Origin of the sequence: Streptomyces aureus (assembly GCF_000725495.1) — a bacterium.
GTDB lineage: Bacteria > Actinomycetota > Actinomycetes > Streptomycetales > Streptomycetaceae > Streptomyces > Streptomyces aureus_B.
Window position 1 is genome coordinate 132,784 of sequence record NZ_JNZD01000018.1, and the last position, 24,811, is coordinate 157,594.

The following is a 24,811-nucleotide window of genomic DNA, read 5'->3' on the forward strand; positions in this document are numbered from 1 at the left end:
CGCGCACCTGTTTGCGTGAACCCCGTCAGGCTAGCCCGCGTGGGCGGCGCCCCAGTCCCCGATACGGGTGAGCAGGCCCTCGGCCGCGGCGTTCTCGGCGTGCCCCATGCCGTGCTCGAGCCACAGCTCAGCGTGCCCTCCGGAGGCCTCGGCCAGCATCCGCGGGTGGTCGAGCGGGAAGTAGCCGTCGCGGTCGCCGTGGACGACCAGGAGCGGGGTCGGGGCGATGAGCGGAACGCACTCGACCGGGGACGCCGGCACCGGGTCCCACTCGCGGTGGTGGATCCGGGTGCGCAGACCGACGCGGCCCACGATCCGGCCCTCCGGACGGGTCACCAGCCAGTGCAGCCGTCGCATGGGCGCCGTACCCCGGTAGTACCAGCGGGCCGGCGCGCTCACCGAGACCACCGCGTCCGTGCGCGCCCGCTCGCGCCCCTCGCGCTCCCCGGCGGACTCCGGTTCACCCGAAACGGGCCCCGGCGCCTTCGCCCCGTAGAGCGCCGCGTGCCGCAGCACCACCGAGCCGCCCATCGAGAAGCCGACGGTCACGATCCGGGTGTAACCGAGTTCACGTGCCCAGGCGACCGCGGCGGCCAGGTCGAGGACCTCGCGGTCGCCGACGGTCGAGCGGCCGCCGGAGGCGCCGTGACCACGGAAGGAGAAGGTCACGACCGCCCCGCGGCGGGCGAGGGCGGCGGCCGCGCGGCGGACGTGCGGACGGTCCAGGTCACCCGTGAATCCGTGCGCGACGATGAACGCGAGGTCACCGGACGAATCCGCTCCGGGGTCGTGTGCCGCGTCGATCGTCACCCCGTCGGCGGTACGCAGCGACCTCCGCAGAGGGGCGCCGGGCTCCGTCTCAAGGCGTGGACTTTTGGGCGAACGTGTCACGTGACCTGCCGGACCTGGGCTCATGTGGGCTATTCTGCTGGGCATGAGGACTCGGGCAGAGTAGCCCCCGGGTCCTTTTGTGCTTTCAAAAGCGTTGTATACGAAGCGGGAAACCGCAGGTGTACGGGGCTTCGGAGGCGCTGCGGATCCCTTGGATCGCGGGAGCCGCACGTACAGAGCAGTGCCGCAAACGTCCTCGCAGGGACCGAGGAGGAACCAGACGTTATGGGCGAGCGAACCGTGCACGAAGGCAGGACGACCCGAGCGGGTGAGACGCGATGAGCTCTCTTCTGCTCCTGACCAACGCCCTTCAGCCGTCGACGGAGGTGCTTCCCGCTCTCGGCCTGCTGCTGCACAACGTGCGCGTGGCTCCGGCGGAGGGCCCCGCCCTCGTCGACACCCCCGGTGCCGACGTCATCCTGATCGACGGACGGCGTGACCTCCCGCAGGTCCGCAGCCTGTGCCAGCTACTGCGCTCCACGGGACCCGGCTGTCCGCTCGTCCTGGTCGTGACCGAGGGCGGCCTCGCGGCCGTCACCGCCGACTGGGGCATCGACGACGTCCTCCTGGACACGGCGGGCCCCGCCGAGGTCGAGGCGCGTCTGCGGCTCGCGATGGGCCGCCAGCAGATCGTCAACGACGACTCCCCGATGGAGATCCGCAACGGCGACCTCTCCGTCGACGAGGCGACCTACAGCGCCAAGCTCAAGGGCCGGGTGCTCGACCTCACCTTCAAGGAGTTCGAGCTCCTGAAGTACCTCGCGCAGCACCCGGGCCGCGTCTTCACCCGCGCCCAGCTGCTGCAGGAGGTCTGGGGCTACGACTACTTCGGCGGCACCCGCACGGTAGACGTCCACGTACGACGCCTGCGCGCGAAGCTCGGACCCGAGCACGAGTCGCTGATCGGAACCGTCCGGAACGTCGGTTACCGATTCGTTACCCCCGAGAAGGTGGAGCGCGGCGCGGACGAGGCGAAGGCCAAGGCGGCCCAGCCAAAGCCGGATGATGCGGACGAGACGGCGCGCGCGGAAGGGACCGCTCCCACGCGGGCCGCCGCGCAGCCTCAGGAAGCTGCCGTACGCCCTGCCCAGAGGTAGGTCCATCCGCGTAGACTCCGCGCGTGGCCAAGGTGACTAGGGATGATGTGGCACGGCTGGCGGGTACCTCCACCGCCGTCGTCAGTTATGTCATCAACAACGGACCCCGGCCGGTCGCCCCGGCCACGCGCGAGCGCGTTCTCGCTGCGATCAAGGAGCTGGGGTACCGGCCCGACCGGGTCGCCCAGGCCATGGCCTCGCGGCGGACGGAGCTCATAGGCCTGATCGTGCCGGACGCGCGCCAGCCCTTCTTCGGGGAGATGGCGCACGCCGTCGAACAGGCCGCCGCCGAGCGCGGGAAGATGGTCCTGGTCGGCAACTCCGACTACATCGCCGAGCGCGAGGTCCACTATCTGCGGGCCTTCCTCGGCATGCGGGTCTCCGGACTGATCCTCGTCAGCCACGCGCTGAACGACCACGCGGCCGCCGAGATCGACGCCTGGGACGCCCGGGTGGTCCTCCTGCACGAGCGCCCCGAGGCGATCGACGACGTCGCCGTCGTCACCGACGACATAGGGGGCGCCCAGCTCGCCACCCGGCACCTGCTGGAGCACGGCTACGAGTACGTGGCCTGTCTCGGCGGCACGGCCGAGACCCCCGCGGTCGGCGACCCCGTCTCCGACCACGTCGAGGGCTGGCGGCGCGCCATGCAGGAGGCCGGCAAGCCGACCGAGGGACGCCTCTTCGAGGCCCCGTACAACCGCTACGACGCCTACCGCGTCGCCCTGGAACTGCTCGCCGGACCGCACCGGCCGCCGGCCATCTTCTGCTCCACCGACGACCAGGCGATCGGCGTCCTGCGCGCGGCGCGCGAACTGCGCATCGACGTGCCGGGGCAGCTGGCGGTCGCCGGGTTCGACGACGTCAAGGAAGCGGCCCTGACCGACCCGCCGCTGACGACGATCGCGTCGGACCGCTCGGCGATGGCCCGCGCGGCCGTGGACCTCGTCCTGGACGACGGACTGCGGGTCCCCGGCTCCCGCCGCGAACGCCTGAAGCTGTTCCCCTCGCGCCTGGTCGTGCGCCAGTCCTGCGGCTGCGAGTAGATCCCGGAGTCCTGCGGCTGCGAGTAGATCCCGGAGTCCTGCGGCTGCGAGTAGCCCCGGCCGCCGCTGCCCCGGCGGCCCGCCCCGCTCCCCCGGCGAAGGCGCGGATCCCCGCGCCCCTGAGGGGACGCGGGGATCCATGGATGCCGTACCGGGCCTGGCGGGGCCTAGAACAGCAGGTTGTACTGGTTGAAGCCGGTGCCGAGGCTCTTGCGGGTGCCGAAGAGGCTGCTGGAGGCGTGGTTCGTGCCCGGGTAGAGCCAGAGCGTGCCGCCCGAGTCACGGGCGATCACGTCGGCGATGCCGTCACCGGTGACATCGCCGTTGGCCACGTACGAGGTGAAGTTCCAGCCCGTACGCGCCTGGACGCGCGCGGCGAACGGGGTCTTCTCGACCTGCGTCCCCCGGTACAGGTACAGGACGCCCGAGCTGTTGCGGACCAGCAGGTCGGCGCGGCCGTCGCCGGACAGGTCGCCGTGACCGAAGATCCTGACGTTCTTCCACGCCCTGTCGACGATCTTGACGCGGCCGTAGAACTGGCCGGTGCCCTTGCCGGGGTAGAGGTAGACCGAACCGTCGGCGTCCACCGCGACCAGGTCGGGACGGGCGTCACCGGTCAGGTCGCCGGGGACCGCGTACGACTTGTAGCCGCCCCACACAGAGCTGATCTGCATCCACTCGTACTCGCCCGAGCCGTGGTTCATGTAGCTGCGGTAGAGCTTGCCGTCGCCCTTGTCCCGCATGATCAGGTCCTGGTAGAAGTCCCGGTCCAGATCGGCCTGGAGGACCCAGCTCGCGTTCTGCCAGCCGTTGCCCTGGTAGGCCCGCGCGGTGAGCGAGGTGCCCTTGCTGTCCTGCTCGAACAGCCCGCCCGAGGGCGTGCGCTCCAGCAGGTCGGCGCGGCCGTCGTACGTCAGGTCGGCGTCGTCGATCCGCGGCTGGGCCGCCCAGGTGTACGAGGACACCTTGGTGAACACCGGGTAGGCGCCCTTGGCGGTGCATCCGGAGACGCCCCACGAGACGATGCCGATGATCCTGCCGCCGAACATCACCGGGCCGCCGGAGTCACCGTTGCACGGGCTCTTGGTGCCCTCGTCGACGCCGGTCGCCGGGGTGCCGGCGCAGAACATGGAGCCCTCGACGAAGTCGTCCTCGCCGAGGACGGTGTTCATCGCGCTGTTGCAGGTCGCGTCCTTCACCAGCGGCAGGGTGACCTTGCGCAGGTTCGCCGACAGGTCGGCGTCCGAGGCGCCCGAGGTCAGGCCCCAGCCGTAGACGGTGGCGGAGTTGCCGGCCGTGTACGAGGCACTGTCGCCCGCGGCGACGAGCTTCGACCACTGCTGCTCCAGCGGACGGTCCAGGGTGAGGACCGCGACGTCGTTCTGGAGGGTCGAGCTGTTGAAGTGCGGGTGGTTCCACTGCCGGAAGACGCCCGCGACGGTGCCGTTGGTGCTGTCCAGCAGACCGGTGGCGCCGGCGACGACCGCGCCGTTGTCCGCCCAGTCCAGACCGGCCACGCAGTGGGCGGCCGTGAGGACCTTGTTCGGGGCGACGAGGGTGCCGCCGCAGAAGTAGCCGGTCCCCGCCGCGCTGTCGTAGTAGGAGAGCTGCACCATCCACGGCGCCGAGGAGATCGTCGTCTCGCTGCCGCCGATGATGAACGGCGTCTTCTTCGGGGCCGTGTCCGGGGTCGCCCGGGTCTTGGCGGCCTCGACGACGCGGTGGCGCAGCTCCTTGTCGGAGGCGGTCGGCGCGGGCGCCGCCGCCGTGGCCCGGGCGACGCTCGCGCCGGGCAGGGTGGCCGGGTCACCGGCCGCGGAGGCGGGCTGTGCCGCGAGGGCGCCGGCGCAGGTCAGCGCCAGCGCGAGAGCGGCCGCCGGCAACGCCGTGGCGGGGCGTCTCCAGCGGTCGCGCAGGGCAGGTATCACTCAGGACTCCTGATGGGTGTGCGGTGCCGTCGTCTCGTGAAAGGCCCGAGAAGGGCGTACGACGCACCGGCCCGTCCGTCGACGGCGAGCGCGCGTCGACATCGGGCGTAACCGCGGAGCCCCCCTCCGGCCCGGGAATCGTAGGCCTCACCGATCTCCCGGGACACGGCCTTCACGGCGGTCGCAGCAGTGTTCGTCCCGGCCGTTCCGGGACATCACCGGGGCGCAACCCGCTGTTTGCCGGACCGCGGCGGCACCACACCGGGTGCACGCCCGGACACGGCCCGACACCACGGGCCGACGGGTCGGCGCGGCAGGTCGGCGGGTCGGCGGGTCGGCGGGTCGGCGGGTCGCACGGTGACGCGGCGCACGGTGAGGCGGCGGACACGCACAGTCCGCTCTCAGGCCGTCCGCAGGAGTCTCCCGGTCGGCTCACAGGAAGCGTCTTTATATCGGGCATACGAGGTTCTGTCGGGCTTCTCAGGGGCCACTCAGGGAGCTCTCATGATCGGGGGACAGTCTTTTTTCATGACCGAGAGCTTCCGCCGCAGCGGCGAGTACCCCCAGGGCGACCACCACGGGTCCGCGTACCCCGAGCAGCAGTCGCACCCCTCCACCCCCGTGAACCCCGAGTGGCCCCCGCCGCCGGCGTACGACCCGGCCGGTCCGGTCCACGTCGAGCCGGGCACCACCGTGTGGCCGGGGTCCGGTCAGGGCGGCAACGGCGGGGGCGGCCACGCCGCCGGCCCGTACGCCGGCTACCCCGAGCCCGACCCCGTCGGCTCCACCGCGGCCTTCGCCACCGTCGCCCCCGGCGGCCCCGGCGGCCCCGGCGGCCCCGGCGGCCCCGGCGGCCCCGGCCACACCGCACCCCCGGCTGCGTCGGCCGGCAAGCGCCGCGCCAAGGGTCCGTTCGCCCTGCTCGCCGCCGTGGCGATCGTCGCGGCGACGATCGGCGGCGGCACCGCGTACGCCTTCCAGGAGCTGACCGGCAACGACACCGTCGCCTCCAGCAGCAGCACGAGCACCAACGTGGTGCCCACCAGCCAGCGCGGCACGGTCTCCGGCGTCGCCAAGGCGGTCAGCCCCAGCATCGTCGAGATCGGCGCGACCTCGAACGCGGGCTCGTCCACCGGCTCGGGCGTGATCATCACGACCGGCGGGGAGATCATCACCAACAACCACGTCGTCTCGGGTGCCTCCGACATCAAGGTCCAGCTGAGCGACGGCAAGTCCTACAGCGCCAAGGTCGTCGGCACCGACAGCAAGAAGGACCTCGCGCTGATCAAGCTGGACAGCGCTCCGTCCGGTCTGAAGCCGGCGACGCTCGGCGACTCCGACGGCGTCCAGGTCGGTGACCAGGTCGTCGCGATCGGCTCCCCCGAGGGTCTGACCGGCACCGTCACCAGCGGCATCGTCTCCGCCCTGAACCGTGACGTGACCGTCTCCACCGACGAGAGCCAGGGCCAGCAGCAGAACGGCGGCGGCAGCGGCCAGTGGCCGTTCGAGTTCGGCGGCCGTCAGTTCAACGGCGACACCGGCTCCTCCACGACGACGTACAAGGCGCTGCAGACCGACGCCTCGCTCAACCCGGGCAACTCCGGCGGCGCCCTCATCGACATGAACGGCAACATCGTCGGCATCAACTCCGCGATGTACTCCGCCGCCTCGGACTCCTCGTCCTCCTCGTCGAGCGCCGGCAGCGTCGGCCTCGGCTTCGCCATCCCGATCAACACCGTCAAGTCCGACCTCGCCACGCTGCGGGCCGGCGGTTCCGACAGCTAGGGCCCGGAGGCCGCCATGAAGATCAAGAGTGTCCAGCACACCGCCGCCGCGGGGGACGCGTCCGCACTCGGCCTCGCCCTGGCGGTCGCCCGGGAACTGCACCCGCCCGTCCGGCGCGCCCCGGAACTGGCCCCAGCCGTCTCCCGGCCCAAGCCCCGGGGGGCCGCCGGCCGCCGCCGCTCCGTACGAACCTGATCCATTCCGGGACAGCCAGGAACATGCGAGGCTGAAAGCACCCGGTCACACCCATCCCACCCGAGGAACCCGACACCCATGAGCTCCGCCGAAGGCGACCGTGACACCCAGCGCATCCTGATCGTCGACGACGAGCCGGCCGTACGCGACGCGCTCAAGCGCAGCCTCGCCTTCGAGGGATACGACACCGAGGTCGCGGTCGACGGCGCGGACGCCCTGGAGAAGGCGACGGCCTACCAGCCCGACCTGGTCGTCCTCGACATCCAGATGCCCCGGATGGACGGACTGACCGCGGCCCGCCGGATGCGCGGTGCGGGCACCACCACACCGATCCTCATGCTGACGGCCCGGGACACGGTCGGCGACCGGGTCACCGGGCTGGACGCCGGGGCGGACGACTACCTCGTCAAGCCCTTCGAGCTCGACGAACTCTTCGCCCGCATCCGGGCGTTGCTGCGGCGCAGCTCCTACGCGGCGTCCGCGGGCGCGGTCGTCGAGGACGACGCGCTGACCTTCGGCGACCTGCGCATGGACCTGTCGACGCGCGAGGTCACCCGGGCCGGACGCCCGGTGGAGCTCACCCGCACCGAGTTCACCCTGCTGGAGATGTTCCTGGCCCACCCGCGCCAGGTCCTCACCCGCGAGCAGATCCTGAAGGCCGTCTGGGGCTTCGACTTCGAGCCGTCGTCCAACTCCCTCGACGTCTACGTCATGTACCTGCGCCGCAAGACGGAGGCGGGCGGCGAGCCCCGCCTGGTGCACACCGTGCGGGGCGTGGGGTACGTCCTGCGGTCCGGTGGCGCGGAGTGATGCGCGGTTTCAAGTCCCTGCCCCTGCGCTCCCGACTGGCCCTGCTGGTCGCGGCAGCGGTGGCGTTCGCGGTGGCAGCGGTGTCGGTGACGTGCTGGTTCATCGTCCAGGGGAAGCTGTACGGCGAGCTGAACAACGAGTTGCAGTCATCGGCGACCCGCCCTCAGGGCAGGAACCTCGCCAGCACTATCCAGAACTGCGGCAACAACGCGAGCGACCCGTCCGGCCAGACTCCGCCCGACTCCGGAGGGTTCCGGGCCCAGTTCGAGACCTACCTCCAGGTGGTCACGACGGACGGCCAGTCCTGTGTCGCACCCGTATCGCCGGGCAAGATCAAGATCACGGACAGCGACACCGACCTCGCCAAGCACCCGGTCACGGGCCACGGCACCTTCCGCGACGGCACCGACACCAAGGGCAATCCGGTCCGGGTGCTCACCGTGCCCCTGACCATCGGCAACCCGGACGGCACGACAACGCTCATCAAGGACGCGGCGACCATGTACGCCGTCCCCCTCAAGGGCACCAACTCCACCCTCAACGAACTGGCCCTGGTGCTCCTGCTGGTGGGCGGCATCGGAGTGGTCGGTGCCGGGGCCGCCGGCCTCTGGGTCGCACGGGCCGGGCTGCGCCCGGTCGACAAGCTCACGGACGCCGTGGAACACGTCGCCCGCACCGAGGACCTCACCATCCGCATCCCCGTCACCGAGGACAGCGACGACGAGATCGCCCGGCTCTCCCGTTCCTTCAACTCGATGACCGCCTCCCTCGCCAGCTCCCGCGAGCTCCAGCAGCAGCTCATCGCCGACGCCGGCCACGAGCTGCGGACCCCGCTCACCTCCCTGCGGACGAACATCGAGCTCCTCACCCGGAGCGAGGAGACCGGCCGCCCGATCCCCCCGGCGGACCGCAAGGCGCTGCTCGCCTCGGTGAAGGCGCAGATGACCGAGCTGGCGGCGCTGATCGGCGACCTGCAGACGCTGTCGCGCTCGGACGCGGGGACCACCGCCGACCGGGTGGAGGTCGTGGACCTGCGGGACCCCGTGGAAGCGGCCCTGCGCAGGGCCCGGCTGCGCGGCCCGGAGCTGACGATCACCGCGGATCTGGAGCCCTGGTTCGTCCGGGCGGAGCCCTCCGCCCTGGAGCGGGCGATCGTGAACATCCTCGACAACGCGGTGAAGTTCAGCCCCGCGGGCGGCACGGTCGACGTGCGGCTCCACGGCGGCGAGCTGACCGTGCGCGACCACGGCCCCGGCATCCCCGTCGACGAACTCCCGCACGTCTTCGACCGCTTCTGGCGTTCCCCGGACGCGCGCGCCCTGCCCGGTTCGGGCCTCGGCCTGTCCATCGTGGCCCGCACGGTCCAGCAGTGCGGAGGATCAGTGGAGCTGAACCGGGCGGAGGGCGGCGGCACGATCGCCTCCGTACGCCTCCCGGGCGCTCCGACGGCCCCGCCCGGGATGCCCTGACCTGCCCTTCCCGGCATGAGCGAGCCCCCACCCGAGGTCGAGTGGGGGCTCGCTCTGCTTCGTTCTGTGACCGATGCCGGTTACTGGACGATCGTGATCCGGTTCGCCGCCGGGACCGGGTACGGGGTCGCGGCCGAGGAGTTGGCCGTCAGATAGGCGCCCAGGGCCGCGAGGTCGTCGCCGCCGACCCGGACGTTGCCGCCCTTGCCGAGCTCGGCGAAGCCGTCGCCGCCGCCCGCGAGGAAGGAGTTCATCGCGACACGGTAGGTGGCGGCGGGGTCGATCGCGGTGCCGTCGAGCTTGACCGAGTCGGCGACGACCCGAGCCGCGCCCGTCTTGCTCAGGTCGAGCGTGTACGTCAGGCCCTTGGAGATCTGGAGGATCTTCGGGGAGGCCTCGTTGGCCCCGCTGACCTGCTGCTGCAGCGCGGTGATCACCTGCGCGCCGGTGAGGTCCACCAGGTTGACGGTGTTGGCGAACGGCTGGACCGTGTACGCCTCCCCGTAGGTCACGACCCCGTCGCCCTCACCGTTGCCCGCCGCGTAGGTGAGGCCGGCGCGGATGCCGCCCGGGTTCATCAGCGCGAGGTCGGCCTCCGGGTCGACGGACTTGGCGTACGCGAGCTGGGCGTCGGCGATCAGGTCGCCGGCCGGGGACTCGGTCCCGGTGTTGCCGATGTCGCCCGCGATGTAGCCGAGGGGACGCGAGGCGATCGGCGCGGACAGGGCCTTCCACTTGGTGATCAGGGCCGTCATGTCGGCCGCCTTCGCGACATCGCGCGTGACCACGTGGTTCGCGGACTTCACCGCCGTACGGGCGATGTCACCGGTCCAGCGGTCGTACGTCAGCGTCGTGTCCGTGTACAGCCGCCCGAAGGAGGAGGCCGAGGTGACCATGCGGGGCCGGCCCGCCGGGTCGGGGATGGTGCACGCGTACGCCTGGTGGGTGTGGCCGGTGATCAGCGCGTCCACGGCCGGCGTCACGTTCTTGGCGATGTCCACGATCGGCCCGGAGATGCCGTCACCGGCGCCGGGGCTGTCGCAGTCGTAGTTGTACGCGGTCGACGCGGGCGCGCCGCCCTCGTGGATCAGCGCGACGATCGACTTCACGCCCTGGCGCTGGAGCTCCTTGGCGTACTTGTTGATCGTCTCGACCTCGTCGCCGAACTTGAGGCCCTTGACGCCCTCGGCGGACACGATGTTCGGCGTGCCCTCCAGCGTGACCCCGATGAAGCCGACCTTGACGCCGTTCTTCCTCCACACCCAGTAGGGCTTGAGGATCGGCTTCCCGGTCTTCTCGTCGGTCACGTTCGCCGCGAGGTAGGGGAAGTCGGCGCCCTTGAACTTCTTGCCGTCGTAGCAGCCGTCCGTCGGGTGGCAGCCGCCCTTCTGGAGCCGGCCCAGTTCCTTGGCGCCCTCGTCGAACTCGTGGTTGCCGACCGAAGTGACGTCGAGGTCGAGGCCGTTGAGCGCGTTGATCGTCGGCTCGTCGTGGAAGAGTCCGGAGATCAGCGGGGAGGCGCCGACCATGTCACCGGCGGCCGCCGTGATCGAGTACTTGTTGCCCTTGCGGGCGTCGCGCAGATGCGTCGCCAGGTACTCGACACCGCCCGCGTCGACGGACTTCGTCGTGCCGTCCGCCTGGAGCTCCGTGACCCGCCCCGAGGAACCGGTCGGCGGCTCCAGGTTGCCGTGCAGGTCGTTGAAGGACAGCAACTGGACGTCCTGGTAACGGCCGCTGCCGTGGTGGTGCGACGGCGTCCCCCCGTCCTGGTGCGCGCTCGCCGGGATCGCGGCGGCCAGCGCCCCGACGGTGGCGAGACCGGCGGCGGCCGCGAGGAGGCGATGGGTGCGTCTGGACCGGATCGTGGGCGGCATGGTTCCCCCTGGAGAACGGTGAGAGGCCGAAACGGTGTGCCCTGCGTGAGCCGAGCGGGTGGTGCGTTCGTTGTGCGCCGCGCGAACCCTGTGCGAGCTGATGCACCACCGCGGCTTTGCACGCACTTTAGAATCAACGCGCGTAGCGCGGAAGGGGGTTGGCGGTTACGGGCTGATTGCCATCACCACACCGGGAAACGACGATCACCCCACCACCCCCCCACCGAACCCGCCCCAGCGCCCTTTAGGGCACCTGCCCGATCCGCGGAGCACACCCCGGCCTCCCGGGAACCTCCCGTCCCGCCACGACCCGTGTCCGTATCGCCCAACTCCTTGTCCCTCCTTCGCCGAGCCGTACCCTCGTATGCATGACCAGCGACGACGTGGCACCCTTCGCCCTCTCCCGCTCCATCGAGGCCCACTCCGCGCTCTCCCCGGACCAGGCCGAGGACGTTCTCCGGCTGCTCGCCGAAGCCGCTCGGGCCGACGGGCAGCAAGCCGTGTCCGAGCAGGGCCGGCTCCAGCTGAAGGGCGGAAGCCGCGAGGGCGTCCGGCATCTGCTGCTGACCATCGGCGACGAACTGGTCGGCTACGCACAACTGGAGGACACCGACCCCGTCGAGGCCCCGGCCGCCGAACTGGTCATTCATCCGGCGCACCGGGGACACGGTCACGGCCGCGCCCTCGGCTCGGCGATGCTCGGCGAGTCCGGCAAGCGGCTGCGGGTGTGGGCACACGGCGGTCACTCCGCCGCCCGGCATCTCGCCCAGGTCCTCGGCCTCACCCTCTTCCGCGAACTGCGTCAGATGCGCCGTCCGTTGGAGAACCTCGACCTGCCCGAGCCGAAGCTGCCGGAGGGAGTGACCGTCCGGACCTTCGTCCCGGGCCAGGACGACGCCGCCTGGCTCGCGGTGAACGCCGCCGCCTTCGCCCACCACCCCGAGCAGGGCTCCCTCACCCAGCGCGACCTGGACGACCGGATCGCACAGCCCTGGTTCGACCCGGCCGGCTTCTTCCTCGCCTTCCGCGGCGACGAACTCGTCGGCTTCCACTGGACCAAGGTGCACGCCGAGGAGGGACTGGGCGAGGTGTACGTCCTCGGGGTGCGCCCCGGCGCCCAGGGCGGCGGGCTCGGCAAGGCGCTGACGACGATCGGGCTGCGCCACCTCGCCGCACAGGCCCTGCCCACCGCGATGCTCTACGTCGACGCCGACAACAAGGCGGCCGTCTCCGTCTACGAGCGTCTCGGCTTCGTCACCCACGAGACGGACCTGATGTACCGAACGGAGTCCTGACCTCTCCGCGCGCGAACACCGCTCCGGTATCCGAACTCAGCGGTGGGCCAGGACGGTTGTCCTGCGCCGCCGCAGGGGCTCGGCCAGGGAGAGGGCTCCGGCCAGCACCGCCACGACCAGGACACCCGCCCAGCGCCGGTGCGCGTCGTCCCAGCGCTGGTCGGTCGTTCCGACGAAGAGCTCCCAGCGAGAGGGGAGCATCACAGCCGAGGCGAAGAACGCGCCCACGAGTCCGGCGGATATCCCGATCCCCGGTTCGACGGCCTCCGAGTACCGCACGGCGAGGAGGGCCGAGGCCAGCGCCACGGCCATGATGGCGGCCGCCTCCACGGTGATCGCGCCCATCGGGGGCCGGCCCTTGGCGGGCACGAGGAACAGCGCGGCCGTCCAGCATGCCGCCATGATCGGCACAACGAGCGCCAGCCGCAGCCCGGTCCGCACCGGGCGTCTGGTCGGCACCGTGGCCGTGGTGTGCCGGGCCGGGTCGTCGAGCAGGAACGCCAGTCCGAGGCCGAAGGCGAGGGCGGCTGCCCGGAGCAGGGTGAGGCACAGAAACGGGTCGGGTTCCTCGGCGACCGTCAGGGAGGAACCGGCCAGCAGCAATCCGACGCCTGCGCCCGTCAGCACGGCCCCGCGGGGCAGTGCCCGCCACACCGGGCGGACCAGGGCGCGGACCACGACGTGCGGGGGAGGGGGCGGAGCCGCTCCGGCGGGGCCGTGGTCGGCGGACGTCGTCGTCATCGTCAGTCCTCGCACTTGCCGCTCCCCGAGTCCGCCGAGGTTCCCTTGCCCGAGAGCGGTACGCCGAGCAGTTCGGCGGCCCGTGCCGTGGGCGTCTTGGAGGACGTCAGCTCCGTCCAGTGCGCCTTCATCTTCGCGGCGACGCTGTAGTGCGGCTTCTGGAGCAGCTCGCGCACCACGGTGGTCTGCTGGGCGGACATGGAGACGGGGCTCGCGGGGGCCAGTGCGGTGGCGAGGCCCTCGATGCTGTCGTCGATCCGGACGTCGCGCAGGGACTGCATCGGGTCCGGCTGGGTGCTCAGCGCGAGCCACATGATGGGCACCACACGGGCGTCGCACATCCGGCCGGCCGCTTGCTCGTTGCCGGCGACCAGGACCGAGGCGACACCGACCGCGAACTCGGGCAGGCGGTTGCCGCCCCAGCGGGTGCCGACGGTGACGTGTCCCGGCGTGGCGGACGGCGGCAGCGCCGCGTCGCTCTCCAGACCGCCACGGGCGTCGATCCGCTGGCGCACGGTCAGCCGCTCGCCCCCGGCGGAGCCGCCCGCGCGGGACTGGATGCGGTCGACCGCGGCGGCCCAGTCGGCGGTGCGACCCGTCCACTCGGGAAAGGCGCAGTACGTGGACCGTCCGTGCCGTACACAGGTCTGTTCCTGCTGCGGGCTCACGGACGCCTTGGTGCGGGCCGCGATCACCGAGCCGGAGACGTCCGGGGACTGTCCGGCGACGCCGGCGGCCGTCGCGGCGAGGGCGAGGGCGGTCGCCGAGGTGACCAGCCTGGTCCGGCCGCCGCTGACCAGCACGGCGGCGCAGAGCCCCAGGACGACGAGGCCCGTCAGATAGAGGGCGTGCCAGGCGGCCGGGCGGCCCAGCAGCTCGGAGGGGAAGGGGTCGGCGCCCTCTTCCGTGACGACCGGCCCCAGCCAGCGCACCCAGTGGCTTCCATTGGTGAACGCGGAGACGAGGGAGGTGAGGACGAACACGCCGATCACGAACGGCGGGGCGATGAACCCGACCGGTATCACCCGGGCGAGCAGGACGCCCAGGACACCGGCCAGCAGGACCGTCAGCGGCCCCGCCGCCAGTTCGGCGGCTGATCCGTGACCGACGGCGCCGGGCTTCAGCGCCGCCCAGGTGAACTGGAAGCCGACGACGAGCGCGGTGATCGCGGCGAGGGGCAGGACGGACAGCGCGTGCGCCACCGTACGCCGCCAGTGCTCCATGGGCAGGATGTCGAACTGCTGGTCGGTGGACTGCCGGCGGGACCTCAGCACGGCACGGTTGGCACAGATGAAGACGACGACGGCCGGCAGCAGGGAGGTCGACTGGGTGGCCCGGTCGACCTCCTGGAGGATGGGGAAGTCGTCCATGCCGTCGCCCCCGATGAACAGCCTCCACCCGACATAGCCGATGTACAGCGCGAGGAAGGCCAGGACCGGGATCTGCAGCAGCAGTTCGCGGGCCTCGAAGCGGGCGAGGGCCAGGACCGCGGCGGACCGGGATTCCCGGCCCCGGGCAGAGGGCTCCACCCCCGTGGGAGCCTTCTGCGTGATCGTGTCCGTGGAGCCGCTCATGCCGCCACCTCCGTCCGGGCGTCGAGGGTGAGCAAGTAGCCGTCTTCAAGGGTCGGCTCGAGAAGGTGGGCGCCCGCGGGCGGATCGCCGACGTTGCGGAAGGCACCCGTACCGGTGCGCCATCCCGCCCGGGCGGACGGATCACGTTCCGCGCTGCTCCACACCCGGCCGGCCGCCCGCTCGGTCAGCTCGGCGGGTGTGCCCTCGAAGCGGATGCGGCCGGCGTCCATCACGATCACCCGGTGGCACAGCATCGCCACGTCCTCGGTCTGGTGGGTGGAGAGCAGGACCGTGCGGCCCTCTCCCGCCTGGGCGATCAGTTCCCTGAAGCGCATGCGCTGCTCCGGGTCGAGGCCGACGGTGGGCTCGTCGAGGACGAGGAAGCCGGGGTCGCCGACGAGCGCGGCGGCCAGCGCGACCCGCTGGCGCATACCGCCGGACAGCCGCTTGATGCGCTTGCCCCGTACATCGGACAGGCCGACCGCCTCCAGCACCCGGCGCGCCTCGCGGTGCCGGGCGGTGCGGTCGGTCAGCTCCTTGAGGATCGCCACGTAGTCGACGAACTCGAAGGCCGAGAAGTCCTGGTGGAAGCCGGGCGTCTGGGGGAGGTAGCCCAGCGCGCGCCGCACGTCCAGGCGTCCGGCGGTGGTGCCCGGGTCGTGGCCGAGGACGCTGAAGGAGCCCCGGTCGGCGGGCACGGCGGTGGCGAGCACCCGCAACAGGGTGGTCTTTCCGGCGCCGTTGGGCCCGAGGAGTCCGGTGACTCCTTCTCCGAGCCGCAGGGAGACCTCGTCGAGCGCGAGCGTCCCGCCGTAGCGGAGGCTCAGGCCGGAGGCGGTGACGGTGGCAATCATGCTGCGTTCCTGTCGGTGAAGTCGGAAAACGGGAGGCCCGACGCGTCGAACCGGTCCCGCGCGAGATAGAGGAGTACGGCGGCCAGGACCGCGACGGCCCCGGAGACGCCCTGGCCCGCCGCGGTGAACGGGGCGAGCGTGGTGTGGGGCTCGGTGTTCATCCGGGCCACGAGGAGCAGGCCGGCCCAGCCGCCGCCGACCAGCGAGGGGGCGAGGACGGGTCCGAGCCGGGAGCTGAGCGCCAGCCCGGTCGCGGTGAGGGCGAGGGCGGGCAGCAGCCACGCCAGGGCGTGCAGCCCGTAGGCGGGGAGGGCGAGAGTGGCCAGGCCGTTGAGCCCCAGGCACACGGACAGGACCGCGACCGTGCGGATCATCAGCAGCCGGAAGCCGTGCATCGGCGAGACCACGGACATCTCGTAGGTCGGGTCGATCCCCGGGCCGTAGGACACCGCGACCCCGGCGAGCGGGAGGAGCGGCGCGAGGGCGAGGAAGAGGGTGGGCGTGGCCCCGGCCCGCACCGCGTCGGCCGCGACCACGGTCATGACCAGGAGGGCGCAGATCGCGCCCAGCCAGGAGCGGCGCAGTGCGGGTGAGGCGGTCAGCAGCCGTGCCGTGTGGTCGGCGACGCCGAGCCGGACGAGCAGCCACTCGACCGGGCCGGGCCGCGGGGCGTCGAGCTCGGCGTCGAGCCGCTCCCAGCCGGCGTCCAGGGCGACCGGGTCGCCGATGTCCGCCAGCGTCTGCCGGCACCGCCCGCACGCGGCGAGGTGGGTGTCGGCGGACCACAGGAGAGGCGCAGCCAACTCGCCCCGCACATAGGCCCGGATGTCCTCCTCCGGCACGTGCCAGGTCATACGGCTCTCACCGCTCGTCGTGCCTCCGTCGCTTCCGTGACGGTCGTCGCTCATGCCAACGCCTCCCGCAACTGCTTGCGCGCACGCAGTGCCCGCGTCTTGACCGTGCCCGGCGGGATACCGAGCAGGACGGCCGCTTCCCTGGTGGTGAGTCCGTCGATCACCGTGGCCTGGAGAACCGCCCGGAGTTCGGGCGAGAGTCTGGTCAGCGCGCCCGCCAGGTCGCCGTGTTCGACGCCCGCCAGCACGCGCTCCTCGGCCGAGACCTCGTCCCGGTGCCGGAGCCGGGCCAGCGCGTTGCGGAGCCGGCCGCGCGCGCCGGCGCCGCGCATCGTGTCGACGAGGCGCCGGGAGCCGATGCGCCACAGCCAGCCGGCCGGGTCGCCCTCCTCGCGGTAGCGGGCGGTGCCGCGCCACACGGCGACGAAGGTGTCCTGGACGACGTCGTCGACGATCCCGGCGTCGGCGCACCGGCCGCGCAGCCGCGCGGTCAGCCATGGCGCGTACCGCCGGTACAGCTCCTCGAAGGCGCGACGGTCCCCGTCCGCTGCGATGGCCCGCAGCAGCTCTCCGTCGCTTCTCGTTTCCCTCACATCCCCTCATCGGACGAGCCCCGCCGATCGGTTCACGCTTCGGCCCACGAAATTTCCGAACGGCCCGGGAGCCCGCTCCGGACGGCTCGGGCGCCCTCCCGCCAGGCCGTTCCGCCACAGCATCCGTCACGGCGATGACCAGCGATTTCACCCCGGATCCGGCGAGAGGGCCACCACCTGATCCACCACCTCGGCGGCACCGGAACCCGGCCGGAGCAACACCCCCCGCCCGCCTCCGACTTGACCGCGGGCACCACCTTGCACCACCCTTTCACTACTCAATTAGTGAAAGGGTGGTTGTCCGAGTGGTCGCGTACCGCATCGACCGGCGCAGTGGCGTCGCCACCTACGTCCAGATCGTCCAGCAGACGAAGCAGGCGCTCCGGCTCGGCCTGCTCGAACCGGGCGACCGTCTCCCCACGGCCCGCGAGGTCGTGGAAGCCACCGCCATCAACCCGAACACCGTCCTGAAGGCCTACCGCGAGCTGGAACGCGAGGGACTGGTCGAGGCCAGACGCGGACTCGGCACCTTCGTCCGCCGGACCCTGGGCGCCACCCCCGTCGACTCGCCCCTGCGCGAGGAACTCGACACCTGGGCCGGCAGCGCCCGCGCCGCGGGCCTCGACCGCGAGGACGTGGCGGCGCTCTTCGCCTCCGTACTGGACGCACATTTCCCGAAGGGGGACCAGTGAGCTCCACCAGCACCACCCGATCCACCGTCGCCGTCGAGGCGCGCGGTCTGACCGTGCGCCACGGCCGGCGCGCCGCGGCCGCCCTGGACGACTGCTCCTTCCGCCTCCCGGCCGGGCGCGTCAGCGCCCTCGTCGGCCCCAACGGCGCGGGCAAGTCGACGCTCCTGGCGACCCTGGCCGGGCTGCTGCGGCCCTCCGCCGGCACCCTCACCGTGCTCGGCGCCGGCCCCGCCGAGACCCGCGAGCGCATCGCCTACCTGGCCCAGGACAAGCCCCTGCACCCCCAGCTCACCATCGCCGAGACCCTGCGCATGGGCGCCGAACTCAACCCGGCCCGCTGGGACGCCGCGTACGCCCGGGCGATCATCGAACAGGGGAAGCTCGCCCCCGGGACCAAGGTCCGGAAGCTCTCCGGCGGCCAGCGCACCCGCGTCGCGCTCGCCCTCGCGCTCGGCAAGCGGCCCGACCTGATGCTGCTGGACGAACCGATGGCCGACCTGGACCCGCTGGCCCGCCACGAACTGCTCGGCACCCTGATGGCCGACGCCGCCGAACGCGGCACCACGGTGCTGATGTCCTCGCACATCGTCACCGAACTCGCCGACGCCTGCGATCACCTGCTCCTCCTCGGCGACGGACGCATCCGGCTCGGCGGCGGCCTGGACGACCTGCTCCTCGCGCACACCGTGGTGACCGGCCGCGGCACGCCCGCCGAGCTCGCCCCCCACCTCGTGGTCGAGTCCCGCGCCGCCGGACGCGGGCTCACCGCCCTGATACGCAACGACGGACCGGTGGACGAGCGCTGGCAGGCCGAGCCCCCCTCGCTGGAGGAGCTGCTCCTCGCCCATCTGCGCTCCCCGGGGACCCCGGCGCTGATCACCCCCGGCACGACCGCGGCCCCCGCGGCGGTGACCCGATGAGCGCCGCCGCCACGACGGCCCCCGTACGCCGTGCCCTGCCCGCACCGCGCGGCCTGGTCTGGACGGTCCTGCGGCTGCACCGCACCGCGCTGTGGATCTGGACCGGCTTCGTCGTGCTCACCGCCGGACTGCTGCTGTGGCTGTACGGCCCCGGCGCCGCCCACACGCAGCACCTGCTCGACACGCTCGGCTACGCGGGCGTGCAGCAGGACGCCTGGGCCGCCGGGGTCACGGGCACCTTCACGGGCACGTACAACGACCTCTTCCAGGACCCGGCCTCCCTGCTGAACATCTCCTCCTTCGCCGTCGCCCTCTTCGCCGCCGGCACGCTGACCTCCCGCGAGCTGGAGAACGGCACCGCGCGCCTGGCCTGGACCCAGTCCGTCACCCCGGCCCGCTGGCTCGCCGCCAAACTGGCGGTGCCCGCACTGCTGGTCACCGCCGGAACGAGCCTGCTGGTCCTGCTGTACCGGATGCTGTGGAACGCCCACGGCAACCTCCTGCTGGCCGGCATCGGACCGCGCGCCCTGTACTTCGCCATCGGCCCGGCCACCGTCGCCGCCCCGCTCCTGGGCCTCGCCGTCGGCGCCGTCGCCGGACTCGCCCTGCGCCGCACCCTGCCCGCCCTGGCCGTCGCGGGCCTCGCGCAGTACGCCGTCAACGCGTTCCGCGCCAACTCCTGGCCCTTCCAGGGCCGTTACCAGCAGCCCGAGCTGTCCGTCCGGAGCCGGGCGATCACCTCCACGGGCAAGGAGATCCCCGACCCGGGCTGCTACGACAGCCACGCCTGCCTCGCCCGGCACGACGTCGTCGGCTTCACCCGCAGGTACCTGCCCTCCCCCGACTACTGGCCCCGCCAGCTCCTGGAGACCGGCGTCCTGCTGGCCGCCACCGCGATCCTGGTCGCCGTCGCCTTCGGCGTCCTGAGGAAAAGGTCGACCTCATGAGCACCCTGACCGCCGGCCCGCGCCCCTCCGGCCCGTCCCGCCGCCTCACGTCCGGCCTGACCTGGACCATGCTGCGCCTGCACCGCACGGCCCTGTTCGTCTGGGGCGGGGGCCTGCTCACCGTCCTGACCGCGCTGGTCTGGATACACGAGGCCGGCCCCGGCATCCGCTCGGCCGTCGGCGACTGCACCGCGGCCGACCCCTTCCCGATGCGCTGCGGCTTCACCCACGAGAGCGCGGCGGAGCAGGTCCACACCTACGGCCTGGCCCTGGTGTCCGGCTGCGTCACCTATCTGATCTACGCGATCGCCGTCTGGGCGGGTGCCGCGCTGACCGGCCGCGAGCTGGAGAGCGGCACAGCGCACCTGGCGTGGACCCAGTCCGTCACCCCGGCCCGCTGGCTCGCCGCCAAGCTGGCCGTCCCGGCGGTCCTGCTCACGGCCGGCACCACACTGGCGGTTCTGCTCTGCGGCTGGACCCGCCGCGCAGGTGACGGAGAACTGGCCGGCGGCTGGTTCATCACGAACGTGTTCATCTCCTCCGGGCCCGTGGCCGTCGCGTACGCCCTCGCGGGCCTCGCCCTCGGCGCGCTCGCGGGCCTGGTCCTGCGCAGGGCCCTGCCCGCCGCCGCGGCCGCCCTCGCCGCGGCCTACGTCCTGCACGAGGTGCTGGACCGGTTCCGGATGAGCCTGTGGCCCGCCGTGACGACCACCGGACGGGCCGCGCTGCATGTCCCGTACGGCTCCATGCTCCTCGAACACGGTTCCGTCACCGCCGACGGCGAGCGGGTGAACACCAGCCTGGCCTGCGTCGGGACCGACGGTTCCGCCCTCGAGGCGTGCATCAGGCGGGGTCCGTGGACCGACTTCTGGAGCACCTACCAGCCTCAGTCCCACTACTGGCCCCTCCAGCTCGTGGAGAGCGGCCTGCTCCTGGCCGTCGCGGGCCTCGCGACCGCCGTGGCCTTCGCGCTGCTGCGCCGCCGCCATGGGTGACCGCCGGTAGCACCGGCGGGCGCGCCGCTCCCCGCGGGTGCTGCTGTGGACACGGTTCCCGGACGTGCGGACGTCCGGGAGCCTCCCCCCGATATCCCGCACGTCATGTGGCCGTAACCATCGATTCAGGTGACCTTGCGACGCTCGGGAAATGCAGCCCGCCGTACCCGAGCCTTCTCCCCCGCCGGAGAACGAGTCCGCGCCGTCCCCGCGGAGGCAGCGTACGCCAGCCGAGCGGAACGGGAACTTCCGCATCAACGCCCTGGTACCCGCCCTCTCCGACGCGCCGGTCTCGCCTTCGGCACGGAAGAATGGGTCCATGAACCAGCGAAGCGCCCAGGCACCCGTGCAGCACCCGCAGCCCTCCGTCGGCTCCATCGCCGCCCACCGTCCGCACACGGTCGCGGCGAACGTCTCCGATCTGGAGCCCGACCTCGACGCCGACCTCGACGAATACGAGGACGCAGGGCAGGACGGGGTCATGCTGCCGCAGGGCCGCTTCCTGGACCGCGAGCGCAGCTGGCTGGCGTTCAACGAGCGCGTTCTGGAACTCGCCGAGGACCCGAACACGCCCCTCCTGGAGCGCGCCAACTTCCTGGCGATCTTCGCCAGCAACCTGGACGAGTTCTTCATGGTCCGGGTGGCCGGCCTCAAGCGCCGCATCGCCACCGGCGTGGCCACCAAGTCCGCCTCGGGCCTCCAGCCCCGCGAGGTCCTGGAGATGATCTGGGCCCGCTCCCGGGAGCTCATGGCCCGGCACGCGGCCTGCTACCAGGAGGACGTCGCCCCCGCGCTCGCGGAGGAGGGCGTCCACCTGGTCCGCTGGAGCGAACTGACCGAGAAGGAGCAGGCCCGCCTGTTCACCCTCTTCCGGCACCAGATCTTCCCGGTCCTGACCCCGCTGGCGGTCGACCCCGCGCACCCCTTCCCGTACATCTCGGGCCTGTCCCTGAACCTGGCCGTCGTCGTCCGCAACCCGGTCAGCGGCCACCGCCACTTCGCGCGCGTCAAGGTCCCGCCGCTGCTCTCCCGCTTCCTTGAGGCCTCCCCGAACCGCTACGTCCCCATCGAGGACGTCATAGCGGCCCACCTGGAGGAACTCTTCCCCGGCATGGAGGTGCTCGAGCACCACACCTTCCGGCTCACCCGCAACGAGGACCTGGAGGTCGAGGAGGACGACGCCGAGAACCTCCTGCAGGCCCTGGAGAAGGAGCTCATGCGGCGCCGCTTCGGCCCGCCGGTGCGCCTGGAGGTCGAGGAGTCCATCGACCGCTACGTCCTCGACCTGCTCGTGCGCGAGCTGAAGATCTCCGAGGCCGAGGTGTACCCGCTGCCCGGCCCCCTGGACCTCACGGGCCTCTTCGGCATCGGCTCCCTCGACCGGCCCGAGCTGAAGTACCCCAAGTTCATCGCCGGCACCCACCGCGACCTCGCGGAGGTCGAGTCGGCGTCCCCGCCGGACATCTTCGCCGCCCTGCGCGAGCGCGACGTCCTGCTGCACCACCCCTACGACTCGTTCTCCACCTCGGTGCAGGCCTTCCTCGAGCAGGCCGCCGCCGACCCGGACGTCCTCGCCATCAAGCAGACGCTCTACCGCACCTCCGGCGACTCCCCGATCGTGGACGCCCTGATAGACGCCGCCGAGTCCGGCAAGCAGGTCCTCGTCCTGGTCGAGATCAAGGCCCGCTTCGACGAGCAGGCGAACATCAAGTGGGCCCGCAAGCTGGAGGAGGCCGGCTGCCACGTCGTGTACGGCCTCGTCGGGCTCAAGACCCACTGCAAGCTGTCGCTCGTGGTCCGGCAGGAGGGCGACACCCTGCGCCGCTACTCCCACGTCGGCACCGGCAACTACCACCCGAAGACCGCCCGGCTGTACGAGGACCTCGGACTGCTCACCGCCGACCCCCAGGTCGGCGCGGACCTCTCCGACCTCTTCAACCGGCTCTCCGGGTACTCGCGCCGCGAGACCTACCGCCGTCTGCTCGTCGCGCCCAAGTCCCTGCGCGACGGACTCATCGCACGCATCAACAAGGAAGTCCAGCACCACAAGGCCGGGCGCCCCGCCTTCGTCCGCATCAAGGTCAACTCGATGGTGGACGAGGCGCTCATCGACTCGCTGTACCGCGCCTCCCAGGCCGGTGTGCCGGTCGACGTGTGGGTGCGCGGGATATGCGCCGTCCGCCCCGGCGTCACGGGCCTGTCCGAGAACATACGGGTCCGCTCCGTCCTCGGCCGCTTCCTGGAGCACTCCCGGGTCTTCACCTTCGGCAACGGAGGCGAGCCCGAGGTGTGGATCGGCAGCGCCGACATGATGCACCGCAACCTCGACCGGCGGATCGAGGCCCTGGTCAGGGTCACCGACCCGGCTCACCGCGCAGCCCTCAACCGGCTGCTGGAGACCGGCATGTCCGACACCACGGCCTCCTGGCACCTCGGCCCCGACGGCGAGTGGATCCGCCACGCGACCGACGCGGAGGGACAACCCCTGCGGAACGTCCAGGAGATGCTCATAGACGCCCGGAGGCGCCGGCGTGGCACAGCAGCACCTTGATCCCCCCACCGGTTCCGTGGCCGCGACGGCCCCCTTCGACAAGGGAGATGCCCCGACCGGTGACGCCCTCGCGGTCTATCTGCGGGCCCAGGCCACGGAATTCCTCCGTTCGCTGCGCCAGCACCGGGAAACCGGTGGCGCGGCGAACGGGGCAGGGGAGTCCGGCGACGCGGCGCGCTCGCTGCGCCACTCCGCCCGCCGCATCAGCGGCAGCCTGCACACCTTCCGGCCGCTCCTGGACGCGGAGTGGTCGGAGGGGATGCGCCCCGAACTGGCCTGGCTCTCGGGCACCCTGGCCCGCGAACACGCCTACGCCGCCCGCCTGGAACGGCTGATCGGCGCGCTGAACCGGCTGTCGGGCACGGCCGCCCTGCCCGGCCAGACCGGGCGGACCCCGGCGCCCGCATCCAAGACCGGCAGCCTCACCGTCGGCGCCGCGAAGGCGGGCGCGCTCCTCGACCGCCAGCTGACGCTCGCCCGCACCCGCGCCCACTCGGCGGCCCTCCAGGCACTCGGCTCCTCCCGCTTCCACGCGGTCGCCGACAGCGTCGCCGTCCTGGCCAGCGAGGTTCCGCTGGCCCCGGCCGCGGACAGCACCGATCTGCGTCCGCTGGCCGCCGCCGCCCAGGACCGGCTGGCCGACGCCGTCACCGCGCTGCCGCTGGTCGTCGCCGGCCGGCCCTACAACGCGGAAGCCCTCGTGCACGGCCTCTCCGCCGACACCGCCCCCCAGCCGCAGGACGCGCCCTGGCACCAGGTCCGGCTGCTGCTGCGGCTGCACCGCTACGCCCACGAGGTGCTGAACCGGGGCGAGTGCCCGGTCGACCCGCGGCTGCTCGGCGCGGGCACGGCGCTCAACCGGCACCGGGACGCGGCGGAGGCGGCCTCCGCGGCCGCGGCCGCGGCCCGCACCCCGCGCATCGCGCCGGCGACGGCGTACGCGCTCGGGGTACTGCACGCCGACCAGCGCCACGAGGTGGAGGCGGCCCGGTTCGCCTTCCAGCAGTCCTGGCAGAAGGAAGCCGTACCCACCCCCTGAGGGAGGCCCCCATGGCCGACGACACCATCCAAGCGGCGGGCTGTGTCCTGTGGCGCCGCTCCCCGGTCGACTCCGCGCTGGAGATCTGTCTCGTGCACCGGCCCAAGTACGACGACTGGTCGCACCCGAAGGGCAAGCTCAAACGCGGCGAGGAGTTCCTGACCGGCGCGCTGCGCGAGGTCGAGGAGGAGACGGGGTACGACGCGGTGCCGGGTGCCGTCCTCCCCACGCTCCGCTATGCCGTCGGCGGACGCCCCAAGGAGGTCCGCTACTGGGCCGCCGAGGCGTCCGACGGCCGCTTCGCCCCGAACGACGAGGTCGACCGCGTGCTCTGGCTCTCCCCCACCGCCGCGCGCCACCGTCTGACCCAGCCCCGCGACCGCGATCTGGTCGACGCGCTGCTGGACGCGCTGCGTCTGGCCTGACGTGTTCCCCTGGAGTGAAGGGCGTCGCTCCCGGCATCCGGCGCGACGCCCCGGCATGCGCGAGAACGCGCCCGGACGGCCGGGGCGGGCAATCGCGCCCGGGCAGCCGACGGCGGCCACGCACCGTAGTCGGCGGGCCCTTCGCTGTTGCTCATGAGGAAATCGGGGCGAATGAGCTATGACGGGAAGATGGGCAGCCCGCGCCGCCGCCACACCCGTTCGATTACCTGGAG

General features: G+C 72.3%; 22 protein-coding genes. 14 read left to right on the forward strand and 8 right to left on the reverse strand.

Annotated elements, in window-relative coordinates; genetic code table 11:
• Nucleotides 1-30: 30 nt before the first annotated feature.
• Nucleotides 31-915, reverse strand: coding sequence for an alpha/beta hydrolase (locus tag IO36_RS22590; RefSeq protein ID WP_078943370.1), 885 nt, complete (start codon nt 913-915; stop codon nt 31-33).
• Between the two features lie 254 nt (nt 916-1,169).
• Between IO36_RS22590 and IO36_RS22595 the strand changes: the two genes are divergently transcribed.
• Both IO36_RS22595 and IO36_RS22600 read left to right on the forward strand, forming a co-directional pair.
• On the forward strand, nt 1,170-1,988 hold the full coding sequence (locus tag IO36_RS22595) for a winged helix-turn-helix transcriptional regulator (RefSeq protein WP_037622383.1): 819 nt from the start codon (nt 1,170-1,172) through the stop codon (nt 1,986-1,988).
• A 23-nt stretch (nt 1,989-2,011) separates the two neighbouring features.
• Nucleotides 2,012-3,034 (forward strand): LacI family DNA-binding transcriptional regulator, encoded by a 1,023-nt coding sequence (locus IO36_RS22600; RefSeq protein ID WP_078943371.1) that lies wholly within the window; start codon nt 2,012-2,014, stop codon nt 3,032-3,034.
• 167 nt (nt 3,035-3,201) lie between these two features.
• On the opposite strand, the gene IO36_RS22605 is transcribed toward IO36_RS22600, so the two are convergent.
• Nucleotides 3,202-4,962 (reverse strand): trypsin-like serine protease, encoded by a 1,761-nt coding sequence (locus IO36_RS22605; protein ID WP_037622386.1) that lies wholly within the window; start codon nt 4,960-4,962, stop codon nt 3,202-3,204.
• A 528-nt stretch (nt 4,963-5,490) separates the two neighbouring features.
• Between IO36_RS22605 and IO36_RS22610 the strand changes: the two genes are divergently transcribed.
• The 4 genes from IO36_RS22610 (at nt 5,491) to IO36_RS22625 (ending at nt 9,221) form a co-directional block, all read left to right on the forward strand.
• Nucleotides 5,491-6,747, forward strand: coding sequence for a S1C family serine protease (locus IO36_RS22610; RefSeq protein ID WP_037622388.1), 1,257 nt, complete (start codon nt 5,491-5,493; stop codon nt 6,745-6,747).
• A 15-nt stretch (nt 6,748-6,762) separates the two neighbouring features.
• The gene (locus tag IO36_RS22615) at nt 6,763-6,942 is read left to right on the forward strand and encodes a hypothetical protein (RefSeq protein WP_037622390.1); all 180 of its coding nucleotides are present in this window, start codon (nt 6,763-6,765) and stop codon (nt 6,940-6,942) included.
• 78 nt (nt 6,943-7,020) lie between these two features.
• Nucleotides 7,021-7,752 carry a response regulator transcription factor gene (locus tag IO36_RS22620; RefSeq protein WP_037622391.1) on the forward strand — a complete coding sequence of 244 codons (732 nt, stop codon included), beginning with the start codon at nt 7,021-7,023 and terminating at the stop codon, nt 7,750-7,752.
• Nucleotides 7,752-9,221 carry a HAMP domain-containing sensor histidine kinase gene (locus IO36_RS22625; RefSeq protein WP_037622392.1) on the forward strand — a complete coding sequence of 490 codons (1,470 nt, stop codon included), beginning with the start codon at nt 7,752-7,754 and terminating at the stop codon, nt 9,219-9,221. The genes IO36_RS22620 and IO36_RS22625 overlap by 1 nt, the downstream gene beginning before the upstream one ends.
• Before the next feature lie 80 nt (nt 9,222-9,301).
• On the opposite strand, the gene IO36_RS22630 is transcribed toward IO36_RS22625, so the two are convergent.
• Nucleotides 9,302-11,098 carry a bifunctional metallophosphatase/5'-nucleotidase gene (locus IO36_RS22630; protein ID WP_037622393.1) on the reverse strand — a complete coding sequence of 599 codons (1,797 nt, stop codon included), beginning with the start codon at nt 11,096-11,098 and terminating at the stop codon, nt 9,302-9,304.
• Between the two features lie 368 nt (nt 11,099-11,466).
• Between IO36_RS22630 and mshD the strand changes: the two genes are divergently transcribed.
• Nucleotides 11,467-12,393, forward strand: coding sequence for a mycothiol synthase (gene mshD, locus IO36_RS22635; RefSeq protein WP_037622395.1), 927 nt, complete (start codon nt 11,467-11,469; stop codon nt 12,391-12,393).
• A 36-nt stretch (nt 12,394-12,429) separates the two neighbouring features.
• Here mshD and IO36_RS22640 read toward each other — a convergent pair whose 3' ends face one another.
• Genes IO36_RS22640 through IO36_RS22660 form a run of 5 tightly spaced genes read right to left on the reverse strand, consistent with a single transcriptional unit; the run spans nt 12,430 to nt 17,009 of the window.
• Nucleotides 12,430-13,134, reverse strand: a complete 705-nt coding sequence (locus IO36_RS22640) for an ABC transporter (protein ID WP_245173421.1) — start codon at nt 13,132-13,134, stop codon at nt 12,430-12,432.
• A gap of 2 nt (nt 13,135-13,136) precedes the next feature.
• Entirely contained in the window at nt 13,137-14,708 is a 1,572-nt protein-coding gene (locus tag IO36_RS22645) for a hypothetical protein (protein WP_051900824.1), read from the reverse strand.
• A complete protein-coding gene (locus IO36_RS22650; RefSeq protein WP_037622396.1) occupies nt 14,705-15,562 on the reverse strand; it encodes an ABC transporter ATP-binding protein in 858 nt (285 codons plus the stop codon). The genes IO36_RS22645 and IO36_RS22650 overlap by 4 nt, the downstream gene beginning before the upstream one ends.
• Nucleotides 15,559-16,416 carry a hypothetical protein gene (locus IO36_RS22655; RefSeq protein ID WP_107065777.1) on the reverse strand — a complete coding sequence of 286 codons (858 nt, stop codon included), beginning with the start codon at nt 16,414-16,416 and terminating at the stop codon, nt 15,559-15,561. Before IO36_RS22655 ends, IO36_RS22650 begins: the two co-directional genes overlap by 4 nt.
• 50 nt (nt 16,417-16,466) lie before the next feature.
• Nucleotides 16,467-17,009, reverse strand: coding sequence for an RNA polymerase sigma factor (locus tag IO36_RS22660; RefSeq protein WP_037622398.1), 543 nt, complete (start codon nt 17,007-17,009; stop codon nt 16,467-16,469).
• A gap of 305 nt (nt 17,010-17,314) precedes the next feature.
• Here IO36_RS22660 and IO36_RS22665 point away from each other — a divergent pair, with 305 nt between their 5' ends.
• The 7 genes from IO36_RS22665 (at nt 17,315) to IO36_RS22695 (ending at nt 24,578) form a co-directional block, all read left to right on the forward strand.
• On the forward strand, nt 17,315-17,701 hold the full coding sequence (locus IO36_RS22665; RefSeq protein ID WP_037622400.1) for a GntR family transcriptional regulator: 387 nt from the start codon (nt 17,315-17,317) through the stop codon (nt 17,699-17,701).
• On the forward strand, nt 17,698-18,621 hold the full coding sequence (locus IO36_RS22670) for an ABC transporter ATP-binding protein (protein ID WP_037622401.1): 924 nt from the start codon (nt 17,698-17,700) through the stop codon (nt 18,619-18,621). The genes IO36_RS22665 and IO36_RS22670 overlap by 4 nt, the downstream gene beginning before the upstream one ends.
• Nucleotides 18,618-19,568, forward strand: coding sequence for an ABC transporter permease (locus tag IO36_RS22675; protein ID WP_037622403.1), 951 nt, complete (start codon nt 18,618-18,620; stop codon nt 19,566-19,568). The genes IO36_RS22670 and IO36_RS22675 overlap by 4 nt, the downstream gene beginning before the upstream one ends.
• Nucleotides 19,565-20,563 (forward strand): hypothetical protein, encoded by a 999-nt coding sequence (locus IO36_RS46905; protein WP_037622404.1) that lies wholly within the window; start codon nt 19,565-19,567, stop codon nt 20,561-20,563. The genes IO36_RS22675 and IO36_RS46905 overlap by 4 nt, the downstream gene beginning before the upstream one ends.
• 319 nt (nt 20,564-20,882) lie before the next feature.
• Nucleotides 20,883-23,114, forward strand: coding sequence for an RNA degradosome polyphosphate kinase (locus IO36_RS22685; protein ID WP_037622405.1), 2,232 nt, complete (start codon nt 20,883-20,885; stop codon nt 23,112-23,114).
• Complete coding sequence (locus IO36_RS22690; protein WP_037622406.1) at nt 23,095-24,153, forward strand: CHAD domain-containing protein; 1,059 nt, start codon at nt 23,095-23,097, stop codon at nt 24,151-24,153. Before IO36_RS22685 ends, IO36_RS22690 begins: the two co-directional genes overlap by 20 nt.
• A gap of 11 nt (nt 24,154-24,164) precedes the next feature.
• Nucleotides 24,165-24,578: an NUDIX hydrolase gene (locus tag IO36_RS22695; RefSeq protein WP_037622407.1), complete on the forward strand. Its 414-nt coding sequence runs from the start codon at nt 24,165-24,167 to the stop codon at nt 24,576-24,578.
• Nucleotides 24,579-24,811: the final 233 nt, after the last annotated feature.